The organism is Gordonia sp. NPDC003585 (genome assembly GCF_040610755.1).
Lineage (GTDB): Bacteria > Actinomycetota > Actinomycetes > Mycobacteriales > Mycobacteriaceae > Gordonia.
Window position 1 is genome coordinate 19,777 of the sequence record NZ_JBEXMX010000030.1, and the last position, 16,081, is coordinate 35,857.

12 protein-coding genes are annotated in these 16,081 nt (G+C 64.9%); 4 read left to right on the plus strand and 8 right to left on the minus strand.

What is annotated here, in order from left to right; translation table 11 throughout:
* Positions 1-10: 10 nt before the first annotated feature.
* The 4 genes from ABZW74_RS10420 to ABZW74_RS10435 all read right to left on the minus strand — a co-directional run bounded on the left by ABZW74_RS10420 (position 11) and on the right by ABZW74_RS10435 (position 4,607).
* On the minus strand, positions 11-1,234 hold the full coding sequence (locus tag ABZW74_RS10420) for an acyl-CoA dehydrogenase family protein (protein ID WP_240855796.1): 1,224 nt from the start codon (positions 1,232-1,234) through the stop codon (positions 11-13).
* The gene (locus ABZW74_RS10425) at positions 1,231-2,931 is read right to left on the minus strand and encodes an AMP-binding protein (protein WP_355276075.1); all 1,701 of its coding nucleotides are present in this window, start codon (positions 2,929-2,931) and stop codon (positions 1,231-1,233) included. Before ABZW74_RS10425 ends, ABZW74_RS10420 begins: the two co-directional genes overlap by 4 nt.
* Before the next feature lie 105 nt (positions 2,932-3,036).
* Complete coding sequence (locus ABZW74_RS10430) at positions 3,037-3,786, minus strand: SDR family oxidoreductase (protein WP_240855800.1); 750 nt, start codon at positions 3,784-3,786, stop codon at positions 3,037-3,039.
* 29 nt (positions 3,787-3,815) lie between these two features.
* On the minus strand, positions 3,816-4,607 hold the full coding sequence (locus tag ABZW74_RS10435) for an enoyl-CoA hydratase-related protein (RefSeq protein ID WP_240855802.1): 792 nt from the start codon (positions 4,605-4,607) through the stop codon (positions 3,816-3,818).
* A gap of 1,651 nt (positions 4,608-6,258) precedes the next feature.
* On the opposite strand from ABZW74_RS10435, the gene eat reads away from it, so the two are divergent.
* Genes eat through eutC form a run of 3 tightly spaced genes read left to right on the plus strand, consistent with a single transcriptional unit; the run spans position 6,259 to position 9,874 of the window.
* Entirely contained in the window at positions 6,259-7,701 is a 1,443-nt protein-coding gene (gene eat, locus ABZW74_RS10440; protein WP_240855804.1) for an ethanolamine permease, read from the plus strand.
* A complete protein-coding gene (locus ABZW74_RS10445; protein ID WP_240855806.1) occupies positions 7,698-9,107 on the plus strand; it encodes an ethanolamine ammonia-lyase subunit EutB in 1,410 nt (469 codons plus the stop codon). Before eat ends, ABZW74_RS10445 begins: the two co-directional genes overlap by 4 nt.
* Positions 9,104-9,874: an ethanolamine ammonia-lyase subunit EutC gene (gene eutC / locus ABZW74_RS10450; RefSeq protein WP_355276078.1), complete on the plus strand. Its 771-nt coding sequence runs from the start codon at positions 9,104-9,106 to the stop codon at positions 9,872-9,874. The genes ABZW74_RS10445 and eutC overlap by 4 nt, the downstream gene beginning before the upstream one ends.
* A 59-nt stretch (positions 9,875-9,933) precedes the next feature.
* Here the strand turns inward: eutC and ABZW74_RS10455 are convergent, their stop codons facing one another.
* Positions 9,934-10,248, minus strand: a complete 315-nt coding sequence (locus ABZW74_RS10455; protein ID WP_355276079.1) for an SHOCT domain-containing protein — start codon at positions 10,246-10,248, stop codon at positions 9,934-9,936.
* Positions 10,249-10,308: 60 nt separating this feature from the next.
* Positions 10,309-10,755 carry a DUF6325 family protein gene (locus ABZW74_RS10460; protein WP_240855812.1) on the minus strand — a complete coding sequence of 149 codons (447 nt, stop codon included), beginning with the start codon at positions 10,753-10,755 and terminating at the stop codon, positions 10,309-10,311.
* Between the two features lie 210 nt (positions 10,756-10,965).
* Here ABZW74_RS10460 and ABZW74_RS10465 point away from each other — a divergent pair, with 210 nt between their 5' ends.
* On the plus strand, positions 10,966-11,691 hold the full coding sequence (locus ABZW74_RS10465) for a DUF998 domain-containing protein (protein WP_240855814.1): 726 nt from the start codon (positions 10,966-10,968) through the stop codon (positions 11,689-11,691).
* On the opposite strand, the gene ABZW74_RS10470 is transcribed toward ABZW74_RS10465, so the two are convergent.
* Positions 11,649-13,484 carry a long-chain fatty acid--CoA ligase gene (locus tag ABZW74_RS10470; protein ID WP_240855815.1) on the minus strand — a complete coding sequence of 612 codons (1,836 nt, stop codon included), beginning with the start codon at positions 13,482-13,484 and terminating at the stop codon, positions 11,649-11,651. The genes ABZW74_RS10465 and ABZW74_RS10470 overlap by 43 nt on opposite strands.
* A gap of 518 nt (positions 13,485-14,002) precedes the next feature.
* Positions 14,003-15,937 carry an ABC transporter ATP-binding protein/permease gene (locus tag ABZW74_RS10475; RefSeq protein WP_308221002.1) on the minus strand — a complete coding sequence of 645 codons (1,935 nt, stop codon included), beginning with the start codon at positions 15,935-15,937 and terminating at the stop codon, positions 14,003-14,005.
* Positions 15,938-16,081 lie beyond the last annotated feature (144 nt).

The window sequence follows — 16,081 nt, forward strand, 5'->3', positions numbered from 1 at the left end:
GTGGTGCTGTTCAGCGGAAGGCGTTCTCGCCGGTGAGGGCCTGACCGAGCACGAGCTGGTGCATTTCGGGTGTGCCCTCGTAGGTGAGCACCGATTCCAGATTCACCATGTGCCGGATCACGGGGTACTCCAAGGAGATTCCGTTGCCACCCAGGATGGTGCGGGAGGTCCGGCAGATCTCGATGGCCTCGCGGGTGTTGTTGAGCTTGCCGAAGCTGACCTGATCGGGGCGCAACCCGACGGTGTCCTTCAGCCGGCCCAGGTGCAGTGCAAGCAGCTGCCCCTTGTGCAATTCGACCGCCATGTCGGCGAGTTTGGCTTGCGTCAACTGGAATCCGGCCAGCGGACGTCCGAACTGGGTGCGCTGCACCGCATAGTCACGCGCTGCCTCCCAGGCCGAGCGCGCCGCACCGATCGCGCCCCAGACAATGCCGTAACGTGCCTCCGACAAGCTCGACAGCGGGGCCTTGATCCCCTTGCCCTTGTGGAGGTCATCGTTGCCGGGCATCAGCGCGTCGGCCGGCAGCCGGACGTTGTCCAGAACGATCTCGCCGGTCGTCGAAGCGCGCAGGGACAGTTTGTGTTTGATCTCCGGCGTGCTGACTCCCGGGGTGTCGGTCGGCACGATGAATCCGCGAACACCGACGTCACCGTCGCCGAGATCGGTCTTGGCCCACACGACGGCGACATCGGCGATGGGCGAATTGGTGATCCACATCTTTCGGCCGTCGAGGATCCAGTCGTCCCCGTCGCGCCGGGCGCGGGTCTTCATCGACGCAGGATCGCTGCCCGCGTCGGGTTCGGTGAGACCGAAACAACCGATCGTGGTGCCTTCGGCCATCGACGGCAACCACCGCTGCTTCTGCTCTTCGCTGCCGTTGTTGTAGATGGAGAACATCGCGAGTGAGCCCTGCACCGACACCATCGATCGGATGCCCGAATCGGAGGCCTCGAGTTCCAGGCAGGCCAGCCCGTAATGCACCGATGACGCTCCACCGCAGCCGTATCCGTCGAGGTGCATACCGAGCACTCCGAGTTGACCGAACTCCTTGAACAGATCGCGGGCGATCGGGATGCCACCGTTCTCGAACCACTCCGCGATGTGCGGGGTCACGTTCTCGGCCAGGAATCCGCGAACCGAATCGCGCAGCGCGAGTTCGTCGTCGGAATATCCGAGGTCCAGATTCAGCGGATCGGCGACGGAGAACTTGGGTGTGGTGGTGACGGTGCTCATCGGGTGACTCCCTCGGTTGTCTGGGTTGCCTGGGTTGTCTTGGGCGCACTGAACGCGCCGGCGGCCATCTCTCCGGCCGCGGATTCGGTTGCCTTGTAGTGCAGCTTCTTTCCGGTGGCCGACACCGGCAGCGCATCGATGATGCGGTAGGCGCGCGGTCGCTTGAACTGCGAGAGCATCGGATGGTTACGGCAGTAACTGTCGAGATCCTCCGGTGTCGGCGCTGCTCCGTCGACCGGCAGAATGTAGGCGACGACGAGTTGGCCCCAGCGCTCGTCGGGTACCCCGACGACCAGCGAATCCGCCACGTCGGGATGGCCGTTGAGGGCTTCCTCCACCTGGACCGGATGCACGTTCTCACCACCGGAGATCAGCATGTCGTCCTTGCGGCCGACGATGGTGACGTACTCGTCGCTGTCCCAGGTCGCCAGATCGCCGATGTGCAGCCAGCTGCCGTGGTACTTCGCCTTCTCCTGCAGCGGCGAGTCGTAGTAGGCGGCAGCGCATTTCGGCGACCTGATGATCACTTCGCCAACCTCGTTGCCGTCGCGGGCGACGATCTCGTCGGGGTCGGCCAGATGCCCGTCGTCGTGCACCTTCACCACGCGGACGTCGTCGTCGAGGCACGCACGCCCCGCGGTGCCGGCATGATCGGGCAAATCGGTGGGACGCAGGAAGGTGTTCCAGAATCCCTCGGTACTGCCGTAGCCGTTAAAGATCCGCGGTGTGAGCACGTCCTGATAGTGCAGTGCGGCTTCGCGTTCCAGCGGCGCACCCATCGTGACGATGCCACGCAGGCTGGACAGGTCTCGTGGCCTCGCCTGCTGCGCAGTGGCCAGCATCGCCAGGTTGGTCGGTGCCCCGATGAGGAAGGTCAGCCGGTAGCGCTCCACCCAGTCGAGTGTCTGCTCCGGGTCGAAGGTGCGCATCGGCACCAGCGACGAACCGAGGTAGAAGGTGGGATTGGGTCCCGCGCAGTAGAGTCCGCCGCGGTGGAACCACGGCGTCATGTTCAGCGTCCGATCCTCCGGCGACAGCGGGAAGTGCATGATCACGTCGTGCGCGGAGAAGATCTCGATGGCGCTGTTCATCGGCACCGCCTTGGGCATGCCGGTGGTGCCCGACGTGTAGAGACGGGTCGTCTCGTCGAACACCCCGCGCGCGACGGTCGGGACGGGGCCATCCGACGGCAGGTCGGTGAACCGGATGGACACCGAACCCGGTACCAGATCACCGGATCCGACGCCGACGAGGATCTCCGGTGTGTGGTCGGCGCGTTCGATCGCATCGGTGACCATCGCGGTGAAGTCGGTGTCGTACACGTAGACCTTGGGCCGGCTGACGTCCAGGATCACCGCGGTCTCTCCGGCCGCGAGCCGGAAGTTGACCGGGGAGCCGACCGCCCCGGCCGCCTGACAGGCGAGGTAGAGCTGCGCGAACTCCGGACCGTTGAGCAGCTGGTAGGCCACCACGTCGCCCTCGCTCACACCGCGCTGCGCCAAACCAGCGGCGATCGCGTCGACCGCGGCGCCGAGCTGGGCGTAGGTCCACTCGGTGTCGGTCAGCGGGTCGATCATCGCAATCGCATTGGCGTATCGGGATACGTTGCGGCGGAATCCGTTCAGATAGGTGAACTCGTGCTCGAAGAAGGCACGGTACTGGTGTGCGTCGTACACATACTCTTGTGTGTCGCTCATTGCTGATCTCCGATGATCGATCCGGTTGACGACTCAGCCGGTCTGTGTCGATGAGGATGGCCGGCTCGGCAAGTGCAGTTCTGATTGCATGTTCGTCACGTCCGCCTAGCCGGCCATGGTGAGTCCGCCGCTGACGCTGATCACCTGGCCGGTGATGAACGACGCCGCGGGTGAGGCGAAGAACAGGACGGGTGCGGCGACCTCGTCGGGCCGGGCGAGCCGGCGGAATGGAATCGCCTTGACGAGAGCCTCTTTGAGCTTGTCCGGCTGCGCCTGGAACAGGGGCGTGTCGGTCGGTCCGGGGCAGACGGCGTTGACGGTGATCTGGTAGCGCGCCATCTCGCGGGCGAGCGACTTGGAGAGCGCGATCACGCCGCCCTTGGCGCCGGCGTAGATGGATTCTCCGGCACTGCCAACCCGGCCTGCGTCGGAGGCAAGGTTGATAACCCGACCGCCCTGCCAGCCGTCGGACTTGGATGCCTCCACCATGCCGGGGAGGAACGCGCTGGCCATGTGGACCGGCCCGAGATAGTTGATCGCGACCACCTTCTCGGCGAATTCCGTTGTTGCGTTGAGGAACTGGTCGGTGCGGTCCCAGCCGGCCGCGTTGACGAGGATGTCGGGCACACCGACCTCCGCGTTGACGGCGTCGCGTAGTTCGTCGACCTTGGCGCGGTCGGCGACATCGACGGACATCGGGACGATGTTGGAGTTCTCGGCGGCGGTCTGCTTGGCGGCGTCGAGGTTCATGTCGGCCGCCACGACGGTGGTGCCCTGCTCGGCGAACGCGAGTGCGATGGCCTTGCCGATGCCCGATGCGGCACCGGTGACGACGGCGATGCTGTTGGTGCTCATGATGATTCCTTCTCGTTGGGTCGCAGCGGTCAGGCGCCGACGTACTTGTTGAACTCGGGCATACGCTTCTCCGCGAAGGCCGCGGCGCCCTCGAGTCCCTCGGGTGAGTGGGTGAACAGATCGAGCGAGCTCATCGCGAGGTTCGACAGCCCCGCCTGATGGTCGGTGTCGGCGTTGAAGCTCTGCTTGAGGAAGCGCAGTGTGGTCGGCGACTTCTCGGCGATCTCCGCGGCGATCTTCTTGGCCTCGTCGAGCAGGTCGGCGGCCGGGACGACCCAGTTGACCAGACCCCAGCGCTCGGCGGTCTCGGCGTCGTACTGGCGGCACAGGTACCAGATCTCGCGGGCGCGCTTCTCGCCGACGATACGGGCGAGGAAGGCCGAGCCGAAGCCGGCGTCGTAAGAACCGACCTTGGGTCCGGACTGGCCGAAGCGTGCGGTGTCGGCAGCGATCGTCAGGTCGCACAGCACGTGCAAGACATGCCCACCGCCGATCGCAAGCCCATTGACGGCGGCGATGACCGGCTTGGGGATGTCACGGATTGTCTTGTGCAGGTTGCCGATCTCGAACATTCCGCTCTCGCTCGGCCCGTAGTCGCCGGTCTCGGCGCGCTGCTTGACGTCTCCGCCGGTGCAGAACGCCTTCTCGCCCGCGCCGGTGAGGATGACCGCCTGCACGTTCTTGTCTGCCCAGGCCCGACGGAACGCGTTGATCATCTCCTCGACCGTCTTCGCCCGGAAGGCGTTGTATCGGTGCGGCCGGTTCATCGTGATGATCGCGGTCGGCCCCTCGACGGTGTAGTCGATGTCCTCGTAGTCCATGGTGGCGCTCCCTGCTGCTAGCGTTTGTGACTGACCCTTCATGGTGAATGAATGTATATTCACTCAACCGAGGTGTCAAGGATCACGCGGAGGCGAGCGCGGAACGCCGACGACGTCGGTGGGTGGTCGCTGATCCGAAGAGTACTGCGACCAACGCTCTGACCTGGGTTTACGTGGTGTCGGGGGCGCGAGGACCCCGCGCGTCGACAGGGACCTCATTTCTGGTCAGAGACCTTCGGAACTGCCGACGGTCCCTGACCACAAGTGAGGTCTCCGTGATGGGTGGTCCGTTACGGCCACTTCGCCGACCCGAGGCGCGTCGCCGGCGAGTCGTGGTTTCAGAAACCGCGTGTCTGGTCAGAAACCCGAGGCGCACCAGCGGTTTCTGGCCACACCAGCGGTTTCTGGCGACCAATGCGGTTTATGCGACGAGGCCGCGCTCTTCCCGCCTCCATGATCGTCGGCAACGCCGACGGTGAGTCGCTGATCCGAAGAGTTCGGTGACTGGCGCTCTGGCCTGCGCATAAGCGTCCACCACCCCACCGCTCTCTGAGGTGCCCGAGGCGCCGGCCGAGGGATGCCTCGAAGGGCAGGCGAACGGGCCACGTCAGCGAGCCACCGGACCACTGAAAGTAGGGGAAGGTTCTTCCCCTACTTTCTGCCCCTGCTTGTTGAGTCGTCCGCGAGAAAATTCGCGGGGAGGACTCCAGGGGTAGGGGACGAGTTTCTTCCCCTATTTTTCGTGGATCATCGTTGCCGAGCCGCGCTCCACGGCCCTCTTCCCGCCTCCACGATCGCCGCCGCAGGCGGCGGGTGCGTCGCTGACTCGAAGAGTTAGGTCACCACCGCTCTGACCTGGGCAAATGTAGCTTGTCGAGGAGTCGCTCCTGACACTCTGTGTCCTGTTGGAGGATCTGTGTACTGCAGCACCCGGTTGACCTGATTCTACACAGGGTGTGGTCTGAGGCCACCCATGGCACATCACCGCCCAGAGCGGCCTCGGCTTCGGTCTGGCCGTGTCCCGCGTCGTCCTGCGAGAACTCGAGTTGAGTTGGAGAACGCGAGTGCTGCAGCACTCGCGTTCTCCAATTCGGCTCCAGTTGTCGCGGGCGCCAGCCGCGCGGAGGCCCCGGGCCTGATCCGAAGAGTTCGGTGACCGACGCTGTGACCTGGGAAAATGCGCGGCCGGCACCTATCATCCGACGACTGGATGGACGAGCTCACCCAGAGGTTGCAGTTTGACGCGGATGCCGCGTCAAACTGCAACCTTTGTGGGTACTCGTCTGCGGAGCGATGGGTTGGGTGACAATCGTGCCAAGGGTTGAGCCGTCCAGCCGACGTTGTAGCAGAAGGTGTCGCCTTCGCCGGGACGCGACGACCGACAATCGGTGACTGGGGTCGGGCCCGTCAGCCTCCGCTTCCGGGATGTTCCCGGACGACCACCGTCATGGGCCCGATCCTGCCCACCGGCCCTACCCCCCCACTTCCCGCCTCCATGATCGTCGACGACGTCGGCGGGTGGTCGCCGACTCGAGGAATTGAATGGACAGATCGCTCAAGCTCATCCATATGGCGAAGTCATGCGCACGTGCAGTTGCGGTCCTACACTGACGACACCTGACCGTCGGGGCCGTCGATTCTAGGAGTGACCATGGCGGTTGACGAACATCATGAGCATCATCTGGCCGGCGGCGTCGACAGCCACGATGAATCCGCGTCGTACCTGAGCAAGCGGCAACTGCAGAGCGGCAGTGCAGGCTGGCTTCTGTTGGCCGGCCTCGGCGTGAGCTACGTGGTCTCCGGTGATTACTCGGGCTGGAACTTCGGGCTGGGCGAGGGCGGCTTCGGCGGCCTGCTGATCGCCGCGGTCATCATCGCCGCCATGTACTTCGCACTGGTGCTGGGCATGGCCGAGCTGTCCTCTGCCCTGCCCGCGGCCGGTGGCGGCTACACCTTCGCCCGACGCGCACTCGGACCGTGGGGCGGATTCGCCACCGGCACAGCCATTCTCATCGAATACTCCATTGCACCGGCAGCGATCGCCACGTTCATCGGCGCCTACGTGGAGTCGCTGAACATATTTGGGATCAAAGACGGCTGGTGGGTGTATCTGGCGGCCTATGCGATCTTCATCGGCATCCACCTCGCCGGTGTCGGAGAAGCACTCAAGGTGATGTTCGCGATCACCGCGATCGCCCTCGTCGGACTGGTCGTCTTCTCGATTGCCGCGATCGGACACTTCGACGCCGGAAACCTGACCAACATCGCTCCCACCGATGCCGCCGGAGCGTCGGAGTTCCTGCCGTTCGGCTATCTCGGTATCTGGTCGGCCATCCCGTTCGCCATCTGGTTCTTCCTGGCCGTCGAGGGCGTGCCGCTGGCTGCCGAGGAGACCGCCAATCCGGAGCGCAATGTGCCGCGCGGCATCATCGCCGCGATGAGCGTCCTGCTGATCACCTGCGCTGCGGTACTGCTCCTCACAACCGGTGCCGGCGGTGCGAACGAGATGTCCGAAGCCGGAAATCCACTGGTCGAGGCGCTCGGTGATGGTGCCGCGGCCAAGGTGGTCAACTACATCGGCCTTGCCGGGCTCATCGCCAGCTTCTTCTCGATCATCTACGCGTACTCCCGGCAGCTCTTCGCCCTGTCACGCGCGGGTTACCTACCGACACAGTTGTCGGTGACCAACCGACGCAAGGCCCCGATGCTGGCGCTCATCGTGCCCGGCGTCATCGGGTTCGCGCTGTCGCTGACCGGCAAGGGCGAACTCCTGCTGAACATGGCCGTATTCGGCGCCGCGCTCAGTTACGTGCTGATGATGGTGAGCCACATCGTGTTGCGCGTCCGCGAGCCCAACATGGTCCGGCACTATCGCACCCCCGGAGGCGTGATCACCACCGGCTTCGCGCTGATCATCGCCGCGATCGCGGTGATCGCCACATTCCTGGTCGACGTGGTTGCAGCGCTGTGCTGTCTCGTGGTGTTCGCGCTGTTCATGCTGTACTTCGCCCTGTACAGCCGCCATCGGCTCGTGGCCAACTCCCCCGACGAGGAGTTCGCCGCGCTGGCCGAAGCCGAGGACGAGGTCCGATGAAGTTCAGCCAGACCATCTCGGGTACCACCTACACCTTCGATGGGCTCGTCGAACTGATGGCCAAGGCCACCCCCGCCCGGTCCGGCGATGAACTGGCCGGCTGCGCCGCCGACTCCGACGCCGAACGTGCCGCGGCCGCATGGCAATTGGCCGACCTGCCACTGTCGACATTCCTCGAGGAACTCGTTGTCCCCTATGAGTCCGACGAGGTGACCCGCCTCATCATCGACACCCACGATCGCAGCGCCTTCGGCGAGATCTCCCACCTGACGGTCGGCGGATTCCGCGACTGGCTCCTTGCCAACGTGACCCGCCCGGACGCCGCCGAACGGATCAGCTCCATTGCGCCGGCACTCACGCCGGAGATGGTGGCCGCGACGTCGAAGATCATGCGCAACCAGGATCTGATCCTGGTGGCCAAGTCGGCGACGGTCCGCTCGGCCTTCCGCACCACGATCGGTGTACCGGGAACCATCGCGACCCGACTGCAACCCAACCACCCGACCGACGATCCACGGGGGATCGCCGCCGCCACCCTCGACGGTCTGCTGATGGGTTGCGGCGACGCGGTCATCGGCATCAATCCGGCGACCGATTCGCCGCACGCCACCGCGGATCTGCTGCATCTCCTCGACGACATCCGGCAGCGTTTCGAGATCCCGATGCAGTCGTGCGTCCTCTCGCACGTGACGACCACCGTCGAACTCATCGAACAGGGCGTCCCGGTCGACCTGGTGTTCCAGTCGATCGCCGGCACCGAGGGCGCCAACACCAGTTTCGGTGTCACCGTGCCGATGCTGTTGGAGGCCAACGAAGCCGGGCGGTCGCTGCATCGCGGGACGGTCGGCGACAACGTCATGTACCTCGAGACCGGACAGGGCTCGGCCCTCTCTGCCGGCGCGCACCTGGGTACCGGCGGCAAACCGGTCGACCAGCAGACACTGGAAACCAGGGCCTATGCGGTGGCACGTGCGCTGGAACCCTTGCTGATCAACACGGTCGTCGGGTTCATCGGGCCGGAATACCTCTACGACGGCAAGCAGATCATCCGGGCCGGCCTCGAGGATCATTTCTGCGGAAAGATCCTGGGCCTGCCGATGGGCGTCGACGTCTGCTACACCAATCACGCGGAAGCCGACCAGGACGACATGGACACGCTGCTCACCCTGCTGGGTGTCGCGGGCGCGGCCTTCGTCATCACCGTGCCCGGTGCCGACGACATCATGCTCGGGTATCAGAGCCTGTCGTTCCACGACGCCCTGTACGTCCGCGAGGCACTTGGTCTACGGCCGGCGCCCGAATTCGAGGACTGGCTGTCGCGGCTGGGCATGGCCGACCGCAACGGACGCGTACTGCCCGTCGATCCGGCCACCTCTCCCCTGCTCTCGCTGGCGGCCCAACCATGACCGAGGATCGCCCGATCGAAGATGTGTGGTCGGATCTGCGGCGCACCACCCAGGCCCGGATCGGCCTCGGCAGGGCGGGTAATTCCCTTCCCTCACAACGCGTTCTCGAGTTCCAGGCCGCACACGCCGCGGCTCGCGACGCGGTCCACGACCCGCTCGACATCGAAGCTTTCGTCGATAGTCTCACCGATCTGGACATCGGCGACGCCGTGCATGTGCGGAGCCGCGCGGAGACCCGCAGTGAGTATCTGCGACGCCCCGACCTCGGCCGCCTGCCCGACGATCTGTCGCAGGTGCCGACAACCGAGGCCGACATCGGCATCGTCTTGGCCGACGGCCTGTCACCCCGGGCTCTGGTCGATCACGGCCACGGAATGCTCGCCGCACTGATCGCCGAATTCGACGGAACGTATCGGATCGCGCCGCCCGTGGTGGCCACCCAGTCGCGCGTCGCGCTCGGCGATCACATCGGCGAAGCGCTCGGCGTACTGACGCTCATCGTCGTGATCGGCGAACGCCCGGGTCTGTCGGTGGCCGACAGCCTGGGCATCTACATCACGCATCGCCCCGAACCGGGCAGAACCGATGCCGACCGCAACTGCATCTCCAACATTCACCCACCCGACGGACTGGGTTACGAAGCGGCGGCACACATCACCGCGGGTCTCGTATCCGGCGCACGTCGGCTGGGCAAGTCGGGCGTGGCCCTCAAGGACACGTCTCGAGCGGCCGTCGAGGCGGCCGAGACGCTGACCGTCGAGGGTTGAGATCGGTAGCAATAGGAGGCGCTGGGCGCCATCTATTGCTACGAAGTCGGCGACGAACGTCAGGACGCGAGGATCTTGGCCTTCTGCGCAGCGAACTCGTCCTCGGTCAGGATGCCCTGCTGGTACAGCGCGGCAAGTTCCTTGAGCTGGTCGACGGTGCTTGCGGCCGGCGCGGCGGGTGCAGGTGCGGGCTGCTGGTATTGCGGCTGCTGGGGCTGGGCGTACTGCTGCTGCTCGGAGGCGGCGCGTGCCTCCTGGTCGTAGGCCTGCTGCGACCACCGATTGGCCTGTCGTCGCGACACACGGTTGCTGACGGCAGTGGCGGTACCGGCGATGACGGCAGTGCGGGCGACGCCGCGAATCAAACCTGGCATGTGGTTACTCCTGGTTGTGAGATGTGATGAAGGAAGAAAAGACAGGGTCAGGCGGAATGGTCAGGCACCGGCGGATTCGAGGCGCTCGAGGAGATCCTGAACCGGAATCCGGCCGGACGCGACGACCTCTCCCCCATTGTTGTGCACGGCGGTCGCGAACGGGGCTGCCCACAGGTTCTCCCACACCAAGATCGCTGCCGCCGTGCCCGGCGCGATGGCCGCCGCCGCCTCGGACACGTCGTCGTCACCGATCAGATCCGTTGCGGCTCCGTCGAATACCTCGAAGTCGGCACCGAGTTCGTCGAGCGCGAACCGAGTCACGATGCCGTCCTCCGACTTGGCCACGAACACGACATCGATCACTCGCACGATGCCGCGGTCGACGAGATCGATCAGATGCGGAATCGCTTCGCCGGTCGGTTTGCCGGAGGTCCACTCGATCACGATGTAATCGATAGGACCGAGATCGCGCTCGGGGGCGCCGTCTGTCACGTCGCTGGTGGTCACTGCTTCTCAGTGCTCCTCGATGTCTGGCCCGGCTCAGTCCGGGCGGATAGATCTTCCCCGATGATCACCACACGCGCTCGGCGCCGTCTGCTCATCGCGAGACCGGAATCGATTGTAGGCGCGCGTCCAGCACAGGTGCCCGCGATCGACCCAAGCCGATTCCGTTTCACCCGAGGAGGACGACATGGCGCGGACGGCTAGCCTGACGAGATGCCCCAACTCAGCCCACGTCGATGGTCCGCCCGCGCGATCGTGGTCGGCGTTCTCATCGCGGTGGCCGGGATCTGTTACTCGTCGTGGGTGCTCGAGTTCTTCTGGTCGAGCCCCCTGGATCCGATGCGGACCTTTCTCAGTGAGCTCGACGCGGCGCATCGACCTCATCGCCAGGTCTACGTCGCAGGTGACCTCACGACGAGCGCCTGCGCACTGGTCGCGGGCCTGCTGGGACTCGTCCCCCGACCGCTCGCCCACGGCAAGATCGCAGTCACGGCCTTCGTCGCGCTGGCCGCGTTCGGCGCGTCGACGATGGCCGACGCACTGCTTCCGATCGAATGCATCGCCGGCGTCGATCCCGGATGCCGGCCCGACCCGAGTGGCCTGCTCCCCCAACTCCACCACGTTCATGCCCTCACCAGCACCCTCGCGGTGTTCTCGATCTTCACCACGATGATCGCGGTCACGCTGGTCGCGCTGCGGAGTCCGTCGTGGCCGCTGATGCGCCGGGTCGGTGCGGTGGTGTTCGCGATCGTCGTTCTCGCCACAGCGTGGATGCTGATCGCCGACAATCTGTCCGGCAATTACCGTCTCGGTCTCGCGCAGCGCATCCAGGTGGGCGGGATGTCGGTGTGGCTGATCCTGTGGGGTGTCGCCGTCGCCTGTGAACGCATGGTTGCTCAGCGCAGGTCGATGACGATGTCGCTGACTTCCTCGTCGTAGAGCGCCACGATGTGCTCGGCGTACTTGTCCGAGATGGGCTTACGCCGCAGCTTCATCGTCGGGGTCAGCTCGTCACCACCCGGATCCCAGGCCGCGGGTATGACGGTGAACCGCTTGATCTGCTCCACCCGAGACAGTTTCCCGTTGCCCACCTTGACGGCCGTGATGATCTCCTCGACCACCTTCGGATGAGCCGACACCGTCGCCAGGTCGGCGTCGGACATGTCGTGCGTCTTCGCCCGTACCGCCGCGGCATCCGGATCCAGCACCACCAGCGCCGAGATGTACGGTCGGCCGTCACCGATCGCCACCACCTGACCGATCAACGACGACGCCGCCTTCATCGCATTCTCGATGTTGGTGGGCGACATGTTCTTTCCCGACTCGTTGATGATCAGTTCCTTCTTACGGTCAACGATCGTCACGAAGCCGTCGTCGTCGATGGTGGCGATGTCACCGGTCGCCAGCCACCCGTCGGGGTCGATCGTCTCGGCAGTCTTCTCCGGCTGATTCCGGTAGCCGCGCATGTTCACCGGGCCCCGGATGAGCAGTTCGCCGTCATCGGCGAGTTTCGCCTCGACACCCCGGACGACCTTGCCGACGCTGCCCAGCTTGATCGCGTCCGGTGTGTTCATGGTCGACACACCTGTCGTCTCCGACATCCCCCACACCTCGAGCACCGGTATGCCGAGTCCGAGGAAGAACGACAGCACCTCGGGCGGAATCGCCGCCGCACCGGAGCCGGCGAAGGTGATCTGGTCCATGCCGAGCGCGGCGCGCACCTTGTGGAGGACCAACTTGTCGGCCAGCCCGTGCTGGGCACGTGTGAGTGCTCCCAGCGGCTTTCCGTCCAATTGGGCCTGCGCCGCCGCTGCGCCGACACCCAGCGCCCAGGACGCGAGGTTCTTCTTGACCGGACTGGTCTCCTGCGCCATCTTGGCCTCGATACCGGCCCGGATCTTCTGCCACACGCGTGGCACTCCGAAGAAGAAGGTCGGGTGCACTTCCGGCAAGACGGCCGCGATCTCGCGCGGATCGGTCACCGTGGTCACCTGGATACCCCGCACCATGTTCGCCCCGTGCGAGGAGACGCGGTCGGCTATGTGTGCGGCAGGCAGATAGGAGATCACCCGATCGTCGAAACCGACCTCGACTTCGTCTGCGAGACAGGCGAGTTCGGCGATCATGTTGCGATGGGTGATCTCCACGCCCTTGGGTGGCCCAGTGGTTCCGGAGGTGTAGATCAGGGTGGCGAGATCACCCGGCTCGACGGCCTGCCAGCTTGCGGTGAAGTCGAAGCCGTCGGGCGCCGGTGTCTGCTCGAGATCGGCCAGCGAAACAGCATCCGACGCCACACCGTCGACCACGATCGTCGTCGTCACGTTGGTCGATGCGGCCTGGATCAGCGGCAAGAACACCTGCTCGGTGACGACCACCGCGTTGTCGGCGTTGCCGAACAGGTACTCGATCTGTTCCGGTGAACTGGTGTTGTAGATCGAGAACGGGATGGCGCCCAGATGTAGTGCGGCAGTGTCGACCAGATGGAACTCCGGCCGATTGGTCAGCATGATGCCGACGGTGTCGCCACGTTTCACTCCAAGCGCGGCGAGCCCCGCAGCGATGGTCTCCACACGCTGTCCGTACTCGGCCCAGGTGATCTCCTGGATCCCGCCGGCGGTACGTAATGCCACCCCGTCGGGGCGCACCGTGATGGTCTGTTGAAAGGCTTGCGGAAGGGTCGAGACCGCGACACCCGTCTCGTGGGGGAAGGTGATCAGCTCCGGATCGGACACGATGGTTGTCCTCGATTCTGCACATGCATCGGCCAGGTATGACGGCGAAGTGCCCCGTCGCTTCGCTCGTCCGTGCCTCACAGTACTGCGCGGACATCAGCACCGGAACGGTTCCGCGCAACCGGTAATCGAATGGTAAAGAACGCAGCTAGATCGGCTGTTCAGCGCAAGTCGACGACGATGGCGCTCGGTTCCTCGTCGTAGAGCGCCACGATGCGCTCGGCGAATTTGTCGGCGATGGGTTTGCGCCGCAACTTCATCGTCGGGGTGAGCTCGTCACCACCCGGATCCCAGGCCGTGGGAATGACGGTGAACCGCTTGACATGGTCAGGAACCCCTCGTCGTCCAGGGTCCCGATGTCACCGGTCGCCTCGACGCGCTGTCCGTACTCGGCCCAGGTGATCTCCTGGATGCCTCCGACCGTGCGCAAAGCGACGGCGTTCGGTCGCACGGTGATGGTCTGCTGGGGAAAGCCTGCGGGAGGGTCGAAACCTCTACCCCGGTGTCATAGCGGTGCGCTATCGCGCCACCGGTGACAGCGTCCAGTCACCGGCACCGATGAGTTCGAGAACCTCGGTGTGATGCTGATCGGTGGTGCTGCGATGGCTCACCGACACCAGGATCACTTCCGGCAACTCCGAGCGGATCAGCGAGTAGAGCGCGTACTCCAGACCCTCGTCGACCGCCGATGTGGCCTCGTCCATGAACACCGCCCGTGGCCGGGTCAGCAGAATACGGGCAAAGGCCACACGCTGCTGCTCGCCCGGCGAGAGTACCTTCGCCCAGTCCTCTTCCTCGTCGAGGCGGTCGACGAGGTGCGGCAGGAACACCGCCTGCAGCGCCGTGCGGATCGCGTCGTCGCCGATCTCGGTGGGCAGCGCCGGGTAGGCGACGACGGTCCGCAGATCGCCGAGCGGAATGTAGGGCATCTGCGACAGGAAAAGGGTTTCGTTTCCGGCGGGGCGGGTGAATTGACCTTCCGCAAATGGCCACAGCCCCGCCAGGCCACGCAGCAGCGTGGACTTCCCGGCTCCCGATCGCCCCTTGACGACCAATGCCTCGCCGGGGGTCAGCTCTAGGTTCAGTGCTCGGATCAGGTCGGTGCCATCGGGGGTCGCGATGCGTACGTCGGCCAACTTCACGGTGCGATCGCCGTCGAGCGTCGCCATCGCGGGAAGTTTCCGAGACTTCGCGTCGGCGTCGGCAAGACCGTCGAGACGGATGATGGACGCGCGCACCTCGGTGAATTCGTCGTAGGAGTTTCGGAAGAACGACAGGGCGTCGTGCATCTCGCCGAACGCCGAGGCCGTCTGAGTCATGTCACCGAGCTTGATCTGACCGGTGAAGAAGCGCGGCGCCTGCACGATGTACGGGAAAACCACCGACAGCTGACTGACACTGAAGTTCCAGCCGACGAAGCCCAAGTTCACGTAGACGATGCGCCAGAAGTTGTCGACGACAGCACGGAAGCGCGCCATCAGTCCGACATGCTCAACCTGCTCGCCGCGGTAGAACGCGACGTTCTCGGCACCGTCGCGAACGCGGACCAACGCATAACGGAAGTTCGCGGTGAGGCGTTCCTTCCAGAAGTTGAGGCGGATCAGCGGTCGGCCGATTGCGAAGGCGACGACGCTGGCGACCAGAACGTAGATGAGGACCAGCCACACCATCATGCGTGGGATCTCGATGCCGCCGAGCGTGATCGGACCGGACAGGTCCCACAGGATCATCGAGAACGCGACGATCGAGGTGGTGGCCGAGATGACTCCGTTGGTCGACGACCCGCCGTACCCCCAGAACAGTCGTTGTCCGGTCTCGGCGAGGTTGGTGATGTCGGCCTCGATGCGCTGGTCCGGATTGTCGACCCCGGGGTGGATGTCGTGCCGTTTGCCTCGGGTCTTCAAGAACTTCGACGGTCCGAGGTCGACGAATCGATTGCGATAGAACGCCCGACCTTCGAGCCAGTCTTCGGTGGCGTGCTCGGTGAGCCACCAGCGCAGTTTGATCTGGAATGCCGAACCGGCGTAGATCTCCACCATGGTGCGAAGGACGTGCAGCGTGGCGAGAATGCCGAACACGATCATCGAGTGCCAGAACCCGGTTTTGCCGGCGTCGACGTTGGCGGCACCTTCGGGTCCGCCCTGACCGAGTCCTTCGGCGACGATCTGGAGCGACGTGTACAGGTCGTTGCTCCAGTACGAGAAGAGAATGGTGACCCGCACGCCGAAGAGCGTGAGCAACGTCAGTGCGACGACGAGCAACCACGCCATGACTCGGGTCTCGCGATCATGGAAGAAGCCGCCGATCACTCGCCACAACGGTTTGCCCCACCGGCTGAAGCGCACCAACAGCGCTCCGACGATGGCCACGCTCAAAACAGTGATGCCGAAGGCCTTCGCCATCCACCACAGACTGGCCCAGACCTCGTTGCCCCAGTCGATGCTGTATTCCACTCCGGAAACCCTTCACGTTCGCGCGCGATCGGACCGACCGGCGAATGTGCGCGGTCGTGGTGTCGCGCTATTGCAGCTCCCCCAGAAAGCGAGATCGCAGTCTAACCCGGCCAAGAATCCGCGTCGCGCCGACTCGCGCGTCGA